This window comes from Thalassomonas sp. RHCl1 (genome assembly GCF_947387555.1).
GTDB lineage: Bacteria > Pseudomonadota > Gammaproteobacteria > Enterobacterales > Alteromonadaceae > Thalassomonas.
Map to the genome: position 1 here is coordinate 114100 of NZ_CANDNZ010000015.1, position 15834 is coordinate 129933.

The window sequence follows — 15834 nt, forward strand, 5'->3', positions numbered from 1 at the left end:
CGCTCGTTAGTTGTCCAGTGTCATCAATACCGAGCCTGTCATTTCTTTTGGCTGCTCCAGCCCCATCAGGTGCAGCAAGGTCGGGGAGATGTCACTTAAGGTGCCGCTTTGTGCCGGTGTAGCCTGACGGCCGACATAAATTAGCGGCACAGGTTCGCAGGTATGGGCGGTATGGGCCTGGCCGGTTTCGCTGTTGGTCATCTGTTCGGCATTGCCGTGATCTGCGGTGATCAAACACTCGCCGCCGGTTTTTTGCAGGGCGCTCACCACACGTCCAATCGAGCGGTCAACGGCTTCACAGGCCTGAACCGCGGCATCGAATTTTCCGGTGTGGCCCACCATATCGCCATTGGGGTAGTTACAGACGATAAAATCGAACTCACCGCTTTCGATGGCGGATACCAGTTTGTCGGTTAATAACGCCGAGTTCATTTCCGGCTGCATGTCATAGGTGGCGACCTGGGGAGAAGGTACTAAAATACGCTGTTCGCCGTCGAAAACCGCTTCTTTGCCGCCGCTAAAGAAAAATGATACATGGGCATATTTTTCGGTTTCGGAAATGCGCAGTTGGGTTTTGTTATGTTTTGCCAGCCATTCCCCGAGTACGTTTTCCAGTTCGACCGCCGGGAAAGCGCAGCTGGTGTCTATATCGGCGGCATACTCGGTTAACATGACAAAATCGGCAATTGCCGGTACTTTTTTGCGGGCAAAACCGTTGAAATCGGGATCGGTAAAGCTACGGGTGAACTGGCGCGCCCGGTCTGCGCGAAAGTTCATAAAAATCAGTGCATCGCCGTCGTTCACTGCTATTGCCTTACCCTCGGGGTCCAGGATAACGCTGGGGGAGACAAATTCATCGTTTTCATCCCGGCCGTAAGCATCACTCAGTGCCGAGACCGCATCCGGGTATTGGTATTTGGCCTCACCGCATACCATCAGGTTATAAGCGGCTTCCACGCGTTCCCAGCGCTGATCCCTGTCCATGGCATAATAGCGGCCGCTGATAGACGCTATCTGGCCGCAGCCGGATGCGCTGAGTTTTTCCTGCACCTTAACCAGCGAGCTTTGTGCGCTGCGTGGCGGGGTATCCCGGCCGTCGAGAAAGGCGTGCAGATAAATTTTATTGGCGCCTCTTGCGTGGGCGAGTTCGATCATGGCGATAATATGATCTTCATGGCTGTGGACGCCGCCGGGGGAAAGCAAGCCAAAGATATGGACCGCCTTGCCCTGCTCGGTGGCAAGATCAACCGCCCGGCACAGCGCCGGATTTTGTTCAAATTCTTTATCGTTTATGGCTTTGGTGATGCGGGTGAAATCCTGGTAAACGGTACGTCCGGCGCCCAGGTTGACATGACCGACTTCGGAATTGCCCATTTGCCCCTCGGGCAGGCCCACCGCCATGCCTGAGGTATCGATCAGCATATTGGGGTAGTTGGCTTTCAGTTCGTCGAGTACCGGGGTGCTGGCATGATAAATGGCATTAGCGCTGCTATCCTCACGATAGCCCCAACCGTCTAAAATGATAAGTACCGTGGTTTTTTTGTTAGCCATGACAATTCCTCTATGATAACTGAAAGCAAATTTAGCTGGCGGACATTGTACACGGATAGAGAGATATCGCCAGTTGGCGTCGCTTTTTTCTCCCTTTTTCAGGGGGATTTTTGTAACAACTTACCCTGAGCGGCTTTTCTTGCCGCGATCGACGCCGGGATACTTTTCTTTACCGCATTAGCCTGTATACTGTGGCAGTTTTACAATTTATCTACAATAGCGGTCTAATCTATGGAACAACTTATTGCCTTTGCCGGTAACCATCCCATGTTAAGCATGATATGGCTGATACTGGTGATTTTGCTGATCGGCACCAGTATTAAAATGAAATTGTCGCCGATTAAAGCGATTACCCCACAAGAGCTGACTTTCCAGGTGAACCGGGAAGACGGGGTCGTTGTGGATATTCGCCCGGAAAAAGAGTTTAAAACCAGTCATATTCTGGACTCGATCAATCTTTCCAATGAAAAAATTAGCAATAATGACTTTGTCAGCCTTGAAAAGCATAAAGATAAACCCATTATTGTGGTATGTGCCGCTGGTATGACCGCGGGTAAAGTGGCTAATCAGCTGTTAAAAGCCGGCTTCTCTAAAGTGAGTCTACTTAAGGGGGGCATGGGGGCATGGTCGGGGGCCGGATTGCCGGTCGCCAAAGGTAAGTAGAGGTATATTGTGGTAGCGGTAGATATTTATACTAAAGAGTATTGTCCTTATTGTGTCAGGGCCAAGGCCTTGTTGACACAAAAACAAGTCAGCTTCAGAGAAATAAAAATCGATGAAAATCCGGGATTGAGACCCGAGATGATTGAGCGTAGCAAGGGCGGTACCACGGTACCACAAATCTTTATTAACGATGCCCATGTCGGCGGTTGTGACGATTTAATGGCGTTAGAAGCCAGTAATAACTTAGACAGCCTGCTAAAGGCATAATCGAACTTAGCCCGGGTGTTACGCCGGGGTTAAATAAATAATAATATTCAGGCGTCAGATTTATTGATGATGGCGCTCCATTAAAACAGGATGATTAACATGGCTGACGAAATTCAAAACGGCTCAGAAACCGGCGCAGAACAAGCGGCGCCACAATTTGCGATCCAACGCGTATATACCAAAGATATTTCTTTTGAAACGCCGAATTCTCCGGCGATTTTCCAAAAAGAATGGAAGCCGGAAATTAAACTGGACTTAGATACCCGTTCAGCCAAACTGGCGGATGATACTTATGAAGTTGTCTTGGCCCTGACGGTTACCGCGACAGTCGAAGGGCAAACTGCCTTTTTAGCCGAAGTACAGCAAGCGGGTATCTTCACTATCGGTAACTTACCTGAAGCACAACTGGCTCACACCATTGGCGCCTTCTGTCCGACGACCTTGTTCCCGTATGCCCGTGAAGCGGTATCCAGCCTGGTTAACCGTGGTTCTTTCCCGCAGCTGAACCTGGCACCGGTTAACTTTGATGCCTTATTTGCTTCTTACGTGCAAAAACGTGCCGCAGACGCTGAAGCAGGCGCAGCAGCAAGCACAGAAACACATTAATCCTTAATGAGCTCAGAACAAGCGAAAATTGTCGTGCTCGGCGCCGGCTCTTATGGGACGGCGCTGGCGATTTGTCTGGCGCGCAATGGTCATAAAACCTTGCTTTGGGGCCGGGATCAAGCACATGTGGCGCAAATGGCGGCCAGCCGGGATAACCAGCGTTATCTGCCGGATGTTGCTTTTCCGGAGGCTTTACAGCTGGAAAGTGATTTGGCTACTGCGGTTAAGGCCAGCGACAATATCTTAGTGGTGGTGCCCAGCCATGCCTTTGGCGATATGCTTGGGCAGATCAAACCTTATTTGTCTGCCCGCAGCAAGGTTGCCTGGGCCACGAAAGGCCTGGAGCCGGAAACCGGCCGTTTGTTGCAGGATGTCGCCCGAGAGGCGCTGGGGCAGGAGATGTCCCTGGCGGTGTTGTCCGGTCCTACTTTTGCCCGGGAAATGGCCGCGGGTTTGCCGACGGCCATTTCTATGTCCTCGACAGATGCAAGCTTTGTGACTGAGCTTTCGGACCTGCTGCATTGCCAAAAGCATTTTCGGGTTTATCTCAATAATGATTTTATCGGAGTACAGCTTGGCGGCGCGGTCAAGAATGTGATTGCCATCGGCGCCGGTATGGCTGACGGCATAGGCTTCGGGGCGAATGCCCGTACCGCCTTGATCACCCGCGGCCTGGCGGAAATGACCCGTTTGGGGGAAGCCTTGGGGGCGGACGCCAATACCTTTATGGGGATGGCGGGTCTGGGGGATCTGGTGCTGACCTGCACCGATAACCAGTCTCGTAACCGGCGTTTCGGCCTGGCGTTAGGCCAGGGTAAAGAAGTTGAACAGGCGATGACGGATATTGGCCAGGTGGTGGAAGGTTACCGCAATACCAAAGAAGTTTATCTGCTTGCCCGGCGTATGAAAGTGGAAATGCCGATCGTTGAACAAGTTTACCAGGTCTTGTATCAGGGCAAAGATGCCAAATTGGCGGCTTCTGATCTGCTATCGCGCCAGCCTAAGGTTGAATAACCCTATCTGTTATTACCGCCTGAAATACCAGGCGGTATTATCTTTCTTTTCTTGCTAAAGGGCTGTGAAAATCAGCTTTTATACCGCATCCGTGAATCCCAGCTGACGCCAGGCTTCATAGACAATCACCGCGGCGGCATTGGATAAATTCATGCTGCGGCTGTCTTGTAACATAGGAATGCGGATCTTGTCCTGATCCGGGATTTGTACCCTGACGTCTTCCGGCAAGCCCGATGTTTCCGAGCCGAATAATAAGTAATCCCCTTCGCTGAAGTTGACTTCATGATGGTATTTGGTCGCCTTGGTGGTGATGGCCAAAATACGCTTAGGTTGCTGGTTTTCGACAAAGTCGTTAAAACTTGCGTGTTTCTTGATGGCGGCAAACTCATGATAATCCAGCCCGGCGCGGCGCAGGCGTTTATCGTCTACAGAAAAACCAAGAGGCTCAATCAGATGCAGGCGAAAACCTGAGTTAGCGCAAAGGCGGATGATATTCCCGGTATTTGGCGGGATCTGAGGTTGAAAAAGAACAACGTCTAACATAAAGTCTGCTCAATAAGGATAAATCCCGCTGATTATACCCTGCTTATCCGGAAAGTCTTTACCGATGTGGAGAATTTTATCGCCAGGGGAGAGGATGATGCTGTATGAACAAAGTGACTGAAACCGCCGAGAACTATGCTTTTTGGGTGCGCCTGGCCGCCATCGCCTCCTCGGGCACGGCAGTATTACTGGTGGTGATCAAGCTTTATGCCTGGTTTGTCACCGATGCCAGTGCCATGCTGGCATCGGCGACGGACTCTATGCTGGATCTCTTTGCCTCGGTAATGAATATTATTATTCTCAGGTTTGCCCTGGCTCCCGCCGATAAAGAGCATAGGTTTGGTCACGGCAAGGCGGAAAGCCTGGCGGGGTTAGTCCAGGCAGCCTTTGTCCTGGGGTCGGCCTTGCTGTTGTTGTTTAACGGTGTCAGCCGCCTGCTCAACCCCCAGGTGGTGGTAAATGCCGATATTGGTATCTGGGTTACTGTGATCACTATTGCGCTGACCTTGCTGTTGGTGGCTTTTCAGCAATATGTGATCCGTTTGACCCGCTCTGTGGTGATCAGCGCCGATGCCCTGCATTATAAATCGGATTTACTGCTTAATGTTGGCGTGTTGGTGGCGCTCTTTTTAAGCCAGGGGATCTGGTTGAGGGCGGATGGCCTTTTCACCATAGGGGTCGGCTGTTACCTGATGTGGGGAGCGGGGAAAATTATCTGGGTCAGCATACATCACTTGATGGATCATGAACTTGAAGAGGAAGATCTCGAGCAGATCAAAGCTATAGTGCTCAATCATGATGGCGCCCTGGGCATGCATGAACTGCGTACCCGTCAGTCGGGTAATATACGCTTTATCCAGTTTCACCTGGAACTGGACGATAACCTTTCTTTGTTAGAAGCCCATGGTATAGGGGAAGAAATCGAATTCAAGATCAACAAAGCCTTAGCGCCGTGTGAGGTCTTTATTCATCACGACCCCACCTCTGTGGTGCAGAAGGAGCTGGCCCGGGATGAAACGCTTTAATATGCTTCAAACCATTGTATTGCCCGGGTAAGCGCCTGCTGTCGATATTCGTCTTTTTCAAACAAGAGTTCGTGACGGGCCTTGTCTATGGTGATCGCTTTACCGCCGGGACAGGAAGCAGGGAAGATTTGATTTAACCGGTAGCAAAACTCATCCTGGGCCCGGTTATCCACTATGATCTCTGCCCCCGCCTGCAACACAGTTATCGGTGTTTTGAGGCGGTTTAAGTCCCTGAAAATGGCCTTGTGGGTGTTAATGGCCTGGTTTAACCAATGAAAGGTGACTCCCCCCAGTTGCAGCTCTGTGGTGGTTTGATATAACTCGGTAAATTTTTGGTAGCGCACCTGCGAGTGCATCAGCGGGTTGTTGTTAAAGTCTTTTTGCGTAAACCCTCCCTGGCCGATAAAGTACCAGGGGCTCTTGCCTAGCCATTGGTTAAGGCGGTTGCCGGTTTTTATCAGGCAAGCGGCAAGCCAGTCGGGTATGCCGCCGCTGTTAATGGCGATCATCGGCGAAGCAAAAACTGCTGCGCTGATGTTGTTTTGGTATTGCTGTAAATAGCGGGTGGCGATCGCCGCTCCCATGGAGTGGGCCAGAATATAGTTCTTTGACTGGCTGTCGGCCTTGACGACAGTGTCGATAAACTGCTGCAGATCCTGGCTGTAATCATCGAAGAGCTTCACATAACCTTTATGGGGATGGCTTAGCAGCCGCTGTGAAATCCCCTGGCCGCGGTGATCGATAATATAGACACTGTAACCGGCATGAAACAGCTCATAACTAAGCTCCTGGTATTTTAAATAACCCTCCGAACGGCCCGGCACCAGGATCAGTTTTTTAATGCTGTTTTGTTCGCTGTTATGCTCGAAAGCGGCAAAATTGATGCGGGCATTGTCAACCCCGTTAAAGTCGCCAAAACGGCCTTGTTGCCAAAACGGTTCGATCTTGTCCCGGTAAACTCGGCTCAGTTCCGCTTCTTTGATCAGTTTAATGCTCGCAGCCATACCTTTTATCCCTGTGTCTATCTACCAACACAAGTGACAACCGGCTAACCGGCATCCGTTTGTTCTGGTTGAATATTATCAAGAGGTAATTGTATGGTAACCGTCAGTCCGCCGCTATCATTATTCTGTGCCGTGATACTGCCCCGGTGCGCCAATACTGCCTGCCTGGCAATCGCCAGCCCCAAACCTGTGCCGCCGGTTTTCCTGTCCCTGGCTTCGGCGACCCGGTAGAAAGGGTCGAATAATTGCGCCAGGGCATGCTCAGGTACGCCGGGACCGGCATCGGCAATGGTGAGCACGGCGTTATGGCCCTGGTGCCTGAGTGTTACTTCAATATTGCTGCCTTGCGGGCTGTATTTCACCGCATTGCCCAGCACATTACTGATGGCACTGGCAATCAGCTGGCTGTCGGCCTTAAGCTGGCTGTTTTTTACCGCATCAAGCTGCAGTTTTATTGATTTTTCATCGGCGGTAAACTGGGCGTCCTGGAGCAAAATATCCAACAGCCCCGTCAGATCCAGTTTGGCAAAGTTCAGCTGGTGCAGGGCATTCTCGAGCCGGGATAAGGCCAGTACATCGGCGATCATTTGATCCAGGCGATGTACTTCGGTTTCACATCTTTGCAGGTGCTTGCTCAGGTTTTTTGGATCATCTGAGGATTTTTGCGCCAGACCCAGGGCCATTTGCAGCCGGGTCATGGGGGAGCGCAGTTCATGGGAGACATCCCCCAACAGGCGTTTTTGCGCCTGCAGGGAGATTTCCAGTTTTTGTGCCATTTGATTGATGCTTCTTGCCAGTGAGCCAAGTTCATCGCTGCGTGTGGCACCGTCATTCACCCGCACCGATAAATCGCCGTCTCCGAGCCGGTTGGCGACGCTGCGCATACTTAATAACGGCTTGCTAAGGTTACGGGCCAATAGCCAGCAAAAGATAAAGCTGATCACCAGGGGCAGGGCGATACGGGCCCAGGGAGGCAGTTGTGAAAAGAACAGCATAGTAAAATGTTTCCGGCTTTCTTTTACCGCAACAAAAAACTGGTAGTCCTTATTATGTAAAGTGACTAGCTGCGGTCCGGTCAGACGCAACTCGGGAAACTGGTAGGTTTTAAGTTCGCTAAAATGATTCCCGCCCAGGTAGTTTTTAAGCGCAGGCAAGTCATTGCCTGAGCTGGTCAGCAACTTGCCGCCGGCGAGTTCCTTTATCCACAACTCAGGCGGGGTACCAAAGGCCCTTTTCATCTTAAAGCGCCCCCTGCGGTGAAAATTTTCGAGGAAATCCAGTATGTCCGCCGGTTGTGCCCGGGTGATCCTGCGGCTGATATTGTGCAGGTGTCCCCTGTCCCCTTCGTGGGGGGCCAGGATCAGGATATCATTGCTTAGCTGGGCGATAATAAAGCGGGTGGTCAATATCGATAAAATGGTAATTAACCAGAACCAGCAGAAAAGCTTGACCTTGATCGACGACAGCACGGCCCTGATTTGCTTGATCATGTCAGGGATTCACCGGATAAAAAGATGTAACCGGCACCGCGGATGGTTTTAATTTTATCCTGATCGCTGGCGGGCAGGAGCTTGCGCCTGATGTTGCTGACATGCATGTCGATGCTGCGGTCAAACGGGCTGAGCTTACGTCCGAGCACCAACTCAGATAAAGTTTCTTTACTGACAATGGTGCCGTGATGTTCCATCAGGTAGGTCAGGATCTGGTATTCGGTACCGGTGAGCTCCAGTGGTTGTCCGTGGCAACATACTTGTCGGGTGGCATGGTTAAGTTCGACCTCGTTGACCTTCACTAAAGCCACGGGTTCGTGGTTATCCCTGATAATATCTATGCGCCGTAAAATCGCCTTGATCCGTGCCAGTAACTCCCTGTGATGAAAAGGTTTGGCCAGGTAATCATCGGCGCCAAGCTCCAGTCCGAGTACGCGATCGGTATCATCTCCCTTGGCGGTGAGCATTAACACCGGAGTCTGATGATTACCTCCCAGTGCCTTTAACACCTCGAAACCGTTGAGTTCGGGCATCATCACATCAAGTAAAATCAGGTCTATGCCCTTGTCATAGGCCCGGGATAAGCCGGAGATGCCATCATGGCAGCATTCGACCTCAAAGCCTTCACCGCCCAGATATTCAGTTAATAACTCTGTCAGTTCCCTGTCATCATCAATAATTAATAAACGTTTATTATTCACAGTACTATCTCCGGTAACGGCAACAAATCAAGGTGGCAAATCAGCCCATGCCTAACAGGCAAAATTATAATACCCCAGAGATGAAAAAACAGCGCCGCCTTTTACATAACCTTTACACTGGCTTTGCGTTTCTTTGCGCTGTGCTGGTTATACTTTTTTCAAGCTTATTTAATCCCCCTCCACTTGCCTAGGGAGTTGGGGATAAAGGGATGTTAAGCCCGGATAAGCGTTAGATCAAAGTTAGATGAAAGTCGAGGAGACAATGATGAAAAAATCTTTATTAAAGCCGTGGAAGTCGACCCTGGCATTAGCCGCATTTTGCGGTGTGCTGGCCCTGCCTAATACCGCGTTAGCCTGTCCCAATGATGGTTTTAGCGTGCAAGACACTGAGCAGATGAGGCATTATGGCGGCAAAGGTAAGATGCGTCGCATGGCCCGCCATTTAGGGCTGGATGAAGCGCAAATCAGTGAGATCAGGGCCATACACCAGGCCGCCCGGGATGAAAATACCGAGCTGCGCGATACCATGAAAACCTTTAGGGAAGAAATGAAAACCTTGCTGGCGGCGGAAACCTTTGATGAAGAAGCCTTTGCCGAGCTGCAGGAAAAATACCAGGAAAGCTTCCAGCAGAAGGGCTTGCTCAGGGCAAAAACCAAACATGCGGTGATTCAGGTTTTTACCGATGAACAGAAAGAAAAGTGGCTGGCGGGCAGGCAGGATAAGGCTTAATTTTTTGCCGGTTTATCTTAAACCATATATGCTGAAAACTTATGGAGAATCTTGACCATTCTCCATAAGCGGTTATTTCAGGTTAAAAGAAAAAATCTTGCTCATCTGGCTCGGCACCGCTTTGCCATCTTGCTGTGCCGGGGTAAAACGCCATTTTGCCATGGCATTGCGAATGTTGCGTTTGAAATAATTCGCCTTGCCGTTTTGCGCAAACACCAGATCCCTCACCTTACCGTCAACACCTATGGTAAAGCGTACCCTGACTTCTAACTCCAGGCCTTTGCGTTTGGCGGTGGTTGGATATTTAGGCTCAACCGAGCTGATTAAGCGGGCGTTGACTTTATCTGCGCTGAAGTTGTTTTTTTCCTTGTTTGCCTGGGGGGCTTCTGCGGCAGGTCTTTCCTGAGAAAGGTCCCGCGCCAGTGCCGCCACCTGATTGGCATAAGGATTATTGACCGGAGAAAATTTATTGCTGGAATCGGTTCTGATAAAAGCACGCTCTGAATTGCTGGTGCTCTGAGCCTCGCTGTTATTGAAGGCTAAGGGCTGAGTTTGCTGACGGGCAAATTCCTGTTTTTCGTCCAGGTGCAGCTGGGCCAGGGCGGGCTCCTGTGCTTTTGGCAAACTTGTTTTGGCCGCCGCAGACTGGGTTTGCACCGGCGTTTGTTGCACAGCTGGCTGGGGTAAGCTCTTCGGGGCTACAACCGGCGTACTTGTTTTCTTCGCGGTAACATTTTCGGTTACCGGTTGAGCATTTTCCTGACTGGTGCTTTGAACACTTGCCTGCGCTTTTTCCTGCGCCGTTATACCGGGTAAAGGCGCCTGAATAGCCAATAATTCACGGGCGATAGAGGTGTTTTCGTGCTCAGCAAGGTAATCGCTTGATTTGGCATCAAAAAAGCTATTACTTTTGCTTTGGGAAAAAGGCAGTTTCCCTTGGGCCAGCTGTTGTAACGGTCCGGGCAGGGTCAGCACCGAAGTCAGTAAAAATATGGCCAGCAACACGGTAAAGGGGGCGAGCCATTTGGCATGGTCGCTATCATTAGCGGCGCAATGGTGGTTAACCAGGCGAACAACCCTTTGTTTTAAGTCACCGCCGGAAGCGGCCATCGCCATCACAGGAATGGTATTGTGTCTGTGCTTGGCACAAATCTCTGCGGTATCCGCCAGGGTATGGGCATAGGCGATATGATCCCCGCACAGGGCGACGGCAATATCATCACTGCAATATTCCCGCTCAATGCGCATCTTTTTGGCAATCCACAGCACGGCAGGGTGGAAAAAAAGTAAGATTTCCACCAGGGTCTGCAGAAAATTGACCAAATAATCATGGCGGCGAATATGGGCCAGTTCATGCAGTATCAGCATATCCAGCTGGGCGCTGCTCAGGCCGGTGACCATACTGGCGGGCAGTAACACTACGGGTTTGAGCCAGCCTATGGCCATAGGCACTTCGGCTTTTAAGGAGATCAATAAACGGGGCAGGCGTTTTAGCTGGACCCGCTGAGCCAGTAAGGCAAATCTTGCTGCCAGTTCGGCATCCGGCTGCCGGCTTGCCTGCTTAGGCAAGTGGTTAACGCTATAGACCTGCATCAGTAATTTCACTGCCAGGAAAATCACTATGCTTAACCAGGCAAAGGAAACGTAAGGCAGGTTTTCCACCAGATCGTTTGACCACCAATAACCGGTGATTTGCTGCTGGGTGTTAAGGGGTTTTTCCTCCGCCAATAACTGGCCAAAATGAGCCAGTTGGATGTTATCCGGCTGGTAGATCAGGCAAAAGGTGATCACCGGCAACAGCAGGCATAACAGCATGGCAAAAGCGCTAAAAGCGTAACGCAGCTGGGGATTTTTATCGGGAATAATAAATAGCGCAGATTTTAACAGCAATGCAACCAGCAGCCCTTGCCATAAGAAATGGATAAGGCTAAGTCCCAGGCTATAAAAAAATGGACTGCTTAATAACTGCTCCGTCATTATATTTCCCAATTTTCTCCCGTGTTGGTGTGTTTATTTTTCTAATTCGCTTAACAGCTGACGAATATCTTCGATTTCTTCATTACTGGTGGAGTCGTCTATGGCACGCATCACCAGTTTAGAGGTCGAACCGCCAAAGGCTTTCATGATCAAATCTTTTAATAATGAAGACTGGGTATGGGTTTCGCTGTTAGCGGCCGCATACACATGTGCCCGGTTACTTTCGTCACGGATCACCAGGGATTTCTCATGCATAATTTGCAATATCTTCAAAACCGTAGTGTACCCTGTTTTTTGGGTTTCGCTAAGCGCTTCGTGTATTTGTCTTACCGTCGCCGGGCCTGTTTGCCAGAGAATATTGAGTAAGTTCAACTCCGCCTCGGTTGGCTTAAATGTCGACTTGTCCCGAGCCATTGCAATTTCCTTAATGTGATTAATGGGGGTATTTTCTACCGTAATACGAACCCAATCGTATCTTCTGCAGAATAAATGAGCAACCATAAATCACATTTTTTTCTCATTTTTGCCGGAAAGTATGGACTGAATATAGCTTGCCTTATAATTAAGTAATTGAACTTTCGATTGTTTTTAAATAATCCCTACTTTTGCCAGGGGCATTGCTAAAAATCACATCCACCCCCAGGGCATAGCAGCGGCGAATATCCTGCTGCCGATCTACGGTATAGACGCCTAAAGTTAAGCCCCGCTTATGGCTGTCTTTGACCAGGGCTGCGTTTAAACAGTCGATGGAGACATTGAGCTGGCAAACATTGAGGGGCCGGGTAAATTCGCTATAGGTTAACGGACAGCTGGCGATCAATGCCGCGGTTTTTACTTTTGGACATGCTTGTTTGATAGCCGGCAGCAAATGATGGTTAAAGGAAGAAATAATAAACTGTGACCAGGCATAGTTTTGTCCGGCCACCGCCCGGTCAAGTTGCTGCTTGAGCAAGCGGCTAATGGCTGTTAGCCGTTCGGGTTCTGTTCCGGCATCTTTGAGTTCAATATTGACGGCGCAGCGGCCGTCGATTTGCGTTAAAGCCTGTGCCAGGGTAGGAATTTTTTGCTGGCTGCCAAGGTCGAGCCGGGCTAATTCCCCCAGCCCCAGCTCATCATATGCTCCCTGGCCGTCAGTGGTAACATCCAGGTAATTATCGTGCAGGATAATAAATTCGCCGTCAGGGTGGTACTGCACATCCAGCTCTATACCGTCGGCTCCCTGGATAATTGCCTGTTCAAAGGCAAGCAGGGTATTTTCCGGAAAAGCGGCGCTGGCGCCGCGGTGTGCAAATATTTCCATATGATACCTCTTGATTGTCCGTTGATTGCCTGGTTTTGCCTGGTTATGGCATTACCTGGCGCCGTTGAGATCGGCGTAATGTTCACCCAAGCGGGTGACCGTACCCGGACCGGCGCTTTCATTAAAGCTTACCATTTCGGGGGCGAAGGTGCTGATCACGGTGGAGCCGAGTTTAAAGCGTCCCATTTCATCGCCTTTTTCAAAATGGATGGCGTCAACGCCGGTTGCCGGGTAGTGCCAGCGGAAAATGTCCTTGCCCGCCGGCGGGGTGACGGTTCCGGCCCAGACGGTTTCTATGCTCGCCACTATGGTTGCGCCGACCAGTACCATGGCCATAGGGCCTTGCTCTGTATCGAAAATGGCGACTACCCGTTCATTTCGCGAGAACAGGTTGGGGACATTATTCGCCGTTAACGGATTGACGGAAAATAATTCACCGGGAATATAGATCATTTCCCGTAAGGTGGCCGCCATCGGCATATGAATGCGGTGGTAATCTTTCGGCGCCAGGTAGATACAGGAAAATTTTCCACCCTGAAAAGGAGCCGACGTATTTTCGTCGCCGCCGAGCAAGCTGGTTAAGCTGTAGTTAAAACCTTTTGCCTGGATTAGCTGGCCGTCGGTAATATCCCCTTGCTGGCTGATGGCGCCGTCCACCGGGTAGCATAAGGTACTTGCATCGCTATCTATGGTACGGGCGCCCGGTTCGAGCTCCCGGGTGAAAAAGTCATTAAAGGTTTTAAAGTCTCCGGCATTTTTCAGCTTGGCCTCTCCCATGTTGATGCCATAGGCTTTAATAAACATGGAAATGGCCCGGGTGGTGAACCAGCCCGCTTCGGCAGCGGCAAACTTACCCACCAGGCGGGAAAGGGCATGTTTGGGCATGATATATTGCAAAGTAATTTTTAACTTGTCTAACAAAACAAAATATTCCTTAAATTAACAAAACGGTTAGTCATTAAAGCGGGAGGTGAGTTTGTTCTCACTGATACTCGCTAAAATGCGCTGAAAACTGGTGAAGCGGTCCGGATGGATTTTTTTCTGCTCTGCCGCCGCTATCAGGGCGCAGCCGGGATCTTTAATGTGTTTGCAATCCCTGAATTTGCAGCCGCCGAGAAATTCGCTAAATTCGATAAAGCCGTGGCAGACCTCTTCCGGGGTTAAATGCCATAAGCCAAATTCCCGGATCCCGGGGGAGTCGATCAAATCGCCGCCATGATCAAAGTGAAATAAGCGGGCAACCGTGGTGGTATGTTGTCCCAGCCCGGAATTTTCCGAGACTTCCTGGGTGATCAATTCCAGACCCGGCATCAGGCTGTTGGTCAGGGTGGATTTACCAACCCCCGACTGGCCGACAAAAATACTGGTGTGATCTTTGAGCTGCTCTTTCAGTTCGCTGATGCCCTGTGCGGTTTTATTGCTGGCATACATTACCTGATAGCCGATATCCCGGTATATTTGCAGTTGGGCTTCGATGGCTGCCTGGTTGTTATTATCGAGCAAGTCGACTTTATTAAGCACTATCACCGGGGTGATACCGGTTTGCTCTGCCGCCACCAGGTAACGGTCGATAATATCGCCGTTAAAGGCGGGCAATACCGAAGACACGATCAATATCTGGCTGATATTGGCGGCTATCGGTTTGACGCCGTCATACACATCGGGGCGGGATAATACCGAACTCCTGTCATGCACGGCTTCAATGACGCCGGCAATGCTGTGCTCGGTTTCTTTGCCCTGGCGCCATAAGACTTTATCGCCGCATACCAGGGATTTTATCGAGCGGCGTAAATTACAGCGGTAGCTGAGGCCGTCTTCCCCTTCGACATCGGCATGCTGGCCAAAACGGCTGATAACGACGCCATGCTGGGCTTCGCCTAGTTCATCGTCCTGCCATTGGTGTTTATCGGCTTTGTTGCGTATTTTTTTTTCTTGGTTCGCCTTGATGCGCCGCGCCTGACCTTTGGTCAGTTTTGCTCTCTTAGCCACGAAATTTTGTCATCTTTATCTGATTCACCTAGCGTTTTATTGCCGCTTTACCTGGTGTGGCAGCGGAAAAAATATCTTAAATCCGGTTGTTTGTTAGCTATTATACCCAAATAACACCAAGATGCAGTTATCCGCGGCAATTTAAAATGCTTTGGGCAAGGTATTGATTCGGTATATACTTAATTATTGATATTTTTTCTAATACCAATCACGTTTACTGCTTAGGATCGTATTTTTATTTAAGTGCCTGCCAAAGTGGTGTTGTGTTGTTAGGCATTAATCGGTTTTTTAAGGGAAATTTATGGCGTTGTGTGATACCAATTTAATCTGGCTGGATCTGGAAATGACGGGTCTGGAACCGGAAACGGATGTTATTCTGGAAATGGCGACAATAGTCACCGACAGTCAGTTAAATATTTTGGCGGAAGGACCCGTTTTTGCCATTGCGCAGCCGCAAGATGTCCTGGATAACATGAGTCCCTGGTGTGTCGAACATCACGGCCGCTCCGGTTTAACCCAAAGATGTCTGGAAAGCGAGACCAGCTTGCAACAGGCGATGACGGCAAGCCTGGCGTTTATCGAAAAATATGTGCCGAAAGGGGTTTCTCCCATGTGCGGTAACAGCATAGGCCAGGATCGGCGTTTTATTAATAAATATATGCCGGAATTTGAAGATTATTTTCATTACCGTAATCTTGATGTCAGTACCATCAAAGAGCTGGCGCGCCGCTGGAATCCCGATGTATTGGCCAAGGTTAAAAAACAAGGCACGCATTTAGCCCTGGATGATATCCGCGAATCCATTGCCGAATTAAAAGTCTACCAGCAGCACTTTTTCAAACTGTAATTGCCTGTTGTATCGCTGGCCTGCTCAGGCCAGCTTATCTGCCAGGAAACCCGGCAGTAGCCGGGTATCTTCTAGGAAAGAGCGGGATAAATGCCGGTTATCCGGATACAGGACCCAGATCATTTCT

At 50.1% G+C, this 15834-nt stretch carries 17 protein-coding genes; 7 read left to right on the forward strand and 10 right to left on the reverse strand.

Features of this window, described 5'->3' with window-relative positions:
* Positions 1 to 6: 6 nt before the first annotated feature.
* Complete coding sequence (gpmI, locus tag QL234_RS27160) at positions 7 to 1551, reverse strand: 2,3-bisphosphoglycerate-independent phosphoglycerate mutase (RefSeq protein WP_281560897.1); 1545 nt, start codon at positions 1549 to 1551, stop codon at positions 7 to 9.
* A 231-nt stretch (positions 1552 to 1782) separates the two neighbouring features.
* Here gpmI and QL234_RS27165 point away from each other — a divergent pair, with 231 nt between their 5' ends.
* The 4 genes from QL234_RS27165 to gpsA all read left to right on the forward strand — a co-directional run bounded on the left by QL234_RS27165 (position 1783) and on the right by gpsA (position 4101).
* The gene (locus tag QL234_RS27165; RefSeq protein WP_281560898.1) at positions 1783 to 2214 is read left to right on the forward strand and encodes a rhodanese-like domain-containing protein; all 432 of its coding nucleotides are present in this window, start codon (positions 1783 to 1785) and stop codon (positions 2212 to 2214) included.
* 9 nt (positions 2215 to 2223) lie between these two features.
* Entirely contained in the window at positions 2224 to 2481 is a 258-nt protein-coding gene (grxC, locus tag QL234_RS27170) for a glutaredoxin 3 (RefSeq protein ID WP_044833810.1), read from the forward strand.
* Between the two features lie 99 nt (positions 2482 to 2580).
* On the forward strand, positions 2581 to 3087 hold the full coding sequence (gene secB, locus QL234_RS27175; RefSeq protein WP_281560899.1) for a protein-export chaperone SecB: 507 nt from the start codon (positions 2581 to 2583) through the stop codon (positions 3085 to 3087).
* 6 nt (positions 3088 to 3093) lie between these two features.
* On the forward strand, positions 3094 to 4101 hold the full coding sequence (gene gpsA, locus QL234_RS27180) for an NAD(P)H-dependent glycerol-3-phosphate dehydrogenase (protein WP_281560900.1): 1008 nt from the start codon (positions 3094 to 3096) through the stop codon (positions 4099 to 4101).
* A 78-nt stretch (positions 4102 to 4179) separates the two neighbouring features.
* Here gpsA and trmL read toward each other — a convergent pair whose 3' ends face one another.
* Entirely contained in the window at positions 4180 to 4644 is a 465-nt protein-coding gene (gene trmL, locus QL234_RS27185; RefSeq protein WP_281560901.1) for a tRNA (uridine(34)/cytosine(34)/5-carboxymethylaminomethyluridine(34)-2'-O)-methyltransferase TrmL, read from the reverse strand.
* Between the two features lie 104 nt (positions 4645 to 4748).
* On the opposite strand from trmL, the gene QL234_RS27190 reads away from it, so the two are divergent.
* Positions 4749 to 5669, forward strand: coding sequence for a cation diffusion facilitator family transporter (locus tag QL234_RS27190; protein WP_281560902.1), 921 nt, complete (start codon positions 4749 to 4751; stop codon positions 5667 to 5669).
* Here QL234_RS27190 and QL234_RS27195 read toward each other — a convergent pair.
* From QL234_RS27195 to QL234_RS27205, 3 genes are read right to left on the reverse strand one after another with little or no spacing between them, the layout of a single operon-like run.
* The gene (locus QL234_RS27195) at positions 5666 to 6673 is read right to left on the reverse strand and encodes an alpha/beta fold hydrolase (protein WP_281560903.1); all 1008 of its coding nucleotides are present in this window, start codon (positions 6671 to 6673) and stop codon (positions 5666 to 5668) included. The genes QL234_RS27190 and QL234_RS27195 overlap by 4 nt on opposite strands.
* A 44-nt stretch (positions 6674 to 6717) precedes the next feature.
* Positions 6718 to 8163, reverse strand: a complete 1446-nt coding sequence (locus QL234_RS27200; protein WP_281560904.1) for an ATP-binding protein — start codon at positions 8161 to 8163, stop codon at positions 6718 to 6720.
* The gene (locus tag QL234_RS27205; RefSeq protein WP_281560905.1) at positions 8160 to 8864 is read right to left on the reverse strand and encodes a response regulator; all 705 of its coding nucleotides are present in this window, start codon (positions 8862 to 8864) and stop codon (positions 8160 to 8162) included. Before QL234_RS27205 ends, QL234_RS27200 begins: the two co-directional genes overlap by 4 nt.
* Positions 8865 to 9126: 262 nt before the next feature.
* On the opposite strand from QL234_RS27205, the gene QL234_RS27210 reads away from it, so the two are divergent.
* Positions 9127 to 9594: a Spy/CpxP family protein refolding chaperone gene (locus tag QL234_RS27210; protein WP_281560906.1), complete on the forward strand. Its 468-nt coding sequence runs from the start codon at positions 9127 to 9129 to the stop codon at positions 9592 to 9594.
* A 72-nt stretch (positions 9595 to 9666) separates the two neighbouring features.
* On the opposite strand, the gene QL234_RS27215 is transcribed toward QL234_RS27210, so the two are convergent.
* From QL234_RS27215 to rsgA, 5 genes are all read right to left on the reverse strand, one after another.
* Entirely contained in the window at positions 9667 to 11571 is a 1905-nt protein-coding gene (locus QL234_RS27215; protein ID WP_281560907.1) for a M56 family metallopeptidase, read from the reverse strand.
* Positions 11572 to 11604: 33 nt separating this feature from the next.
* A complete protein-coding gene (locus tag QL234_RS27220) occupies positions 11605 to 11985 on the reverse strand; it encodes a BlaI/MecI/CopY family transcriptional regulator (RefSeq protein WP_044833819.1) in 381 nt (126 codons plus the stop codon).
* A gap of 148 nt (positions 11986 to 12133) precedes the next feature.
* Complete coding sequence (locus QL234_RS27225; protein ID WP_281560908.1) at positions 12134 to 12871, reverse strand: glycerophosphodiester phosphodiesterase family protein; 738 nt, start codon at positions 12869 to 12871, stop codon at positions 12134 to 12136.
* A 51-nt stretch (positions 12872 to 12922) separates the two neighbouring features.
* The gene (gene asd / locus QL234_RS27230) at positions 12923 to 13756 is read right to left on the reverse strand and encodes an archaetidylserine decarboxylase (protein ID WP_281560930.1); all 834 of its coding nucleotides are present in this window, start codon (positions 13754 to 13756) and stop codon (positions 12923 to 12925) included.
* 66 nt (positions 13757 to 13822) lie between these two features.
* Complete coding sequence (gene rsgA, locus QL234_RS27235) at positions 13823 to 14860, reverse strand: small ribosomal subunit biogenesis GTPase RsgA (RefSeq protein ID WP_281560909.1); 1038 nt, start codon at positions 14858 to 14860, stop codon at positions 13823 to 13825.
* Between the two features lie 301 nt (positions 14861 to 15161).
* Here rsgA and orn point away from each other — a divergent pair, with 301 nt between their 5' ends.
* The gene (gene orn / locus QL234_RS27240; protein ID WP_281560910.1) at positions 15162 to 15707 is read left to right on the forward strand and encodes an oligoribonuclease; all 546 of its coding nucleotides are present in this window, start codon (positions 15162 to 15164) and stop codon (positions 15705 to 15707) included.
* The last annotated feature ends 127 nt before the right edge of the window (positions 15708 to 15834 follow it).

Coding starts and splice junctions, on each gene's coding strand:
- gpmI (WP_281560897.1), bottom strand. CDS start 1,551: ATGGCTAACAAAAAAACCACGGTACTTATCATTTTAGACGGTTGGGGC.
- QL234_RS27165 (WP_281560898.1), top strand. CDS start 1,783: ATGGAACAACTTATTGCCTTTGCCGGTAACCATCCCATGTTAAGCATG.
- secB (WP_281560899.1), top strand. CDS start 2,581: ATGGCTGACGAAATTCAAAACGGCTCAGAAACCGGCGCAGAACAAGCG.
- gpsA (WP_281560900.1), top strand. CDS start 3,094: ATGAGCTCAGAACAAGCGAAAATTGTCGTGCTCGGCGCCGGCTCTTAT.
- trmL (WP_281560901.1), bottom strand. CDS start 4,644: ATGTTAGACGTTGTTCTTTTTCAACCTCAGATCCCGCCAAATACCGGG.
- QL234_RS27190 (WP_281560902.1), top strand. CDS start 4,749: ATGAACAAAGTGACTGAAACCGCCGAGAACTATGCTTTTTGGGTGCGC.
- QL234_RS27195 (WP_281560903.1), bottom strand. CDS start 6,673: ATGGCTGCGAGCATTAAACTGATCAAAGAAGCGGAACTGAGCCGAGTT.
- QL234_RS27200 (WP_281560904.1), bottom strand. CDS start 8,163: ATGATCAAGCAAATCAGGGCCGTGCTGTCGTCGATCAAGGTCAAGCTT.
- QL234_RS27210 (WP_281560906.1), top strand. CDS start 9,127: ATGATGAAAAAATCTTTATTAAAGCCGTGGAAGTCGACCCTGGCATTA.
- QL234_RS27215 (WP_281560907.1), bottom strand. CDS start 11,571: ATGACGGAGCAGTTATTAAGCAGTCCATTTTTTTATAGCCTGGGACTT.
- QL234_RS27220 (WP_044833819.1), bottom strand. CDS start 11,985: ATGGCTCGGGACAAGTCGACATTTAAGCCAACCGAGGCGGAGTTGAAC.
- QL234_RS27225 (WP_281560908.1), bottom strand. CDS start 12,871: ATGGAAATATTTGCACACCGCGGCGCCAGCGCCGCTTTTCCGGAAAAT.
- asd (WP_281560930.1), bottom strand. CDS start 13,756: ATGCCCAAACATGCCCTTTCCCGCCTGGTGGGTAAGTTTGCCGCTGCC.
- orn (WP_281560910.1), top strand. CDS start 15,162: ATGGCGTTGTGTGATACCAATTTAATCTGGCTGGATCTGGAAATGACG.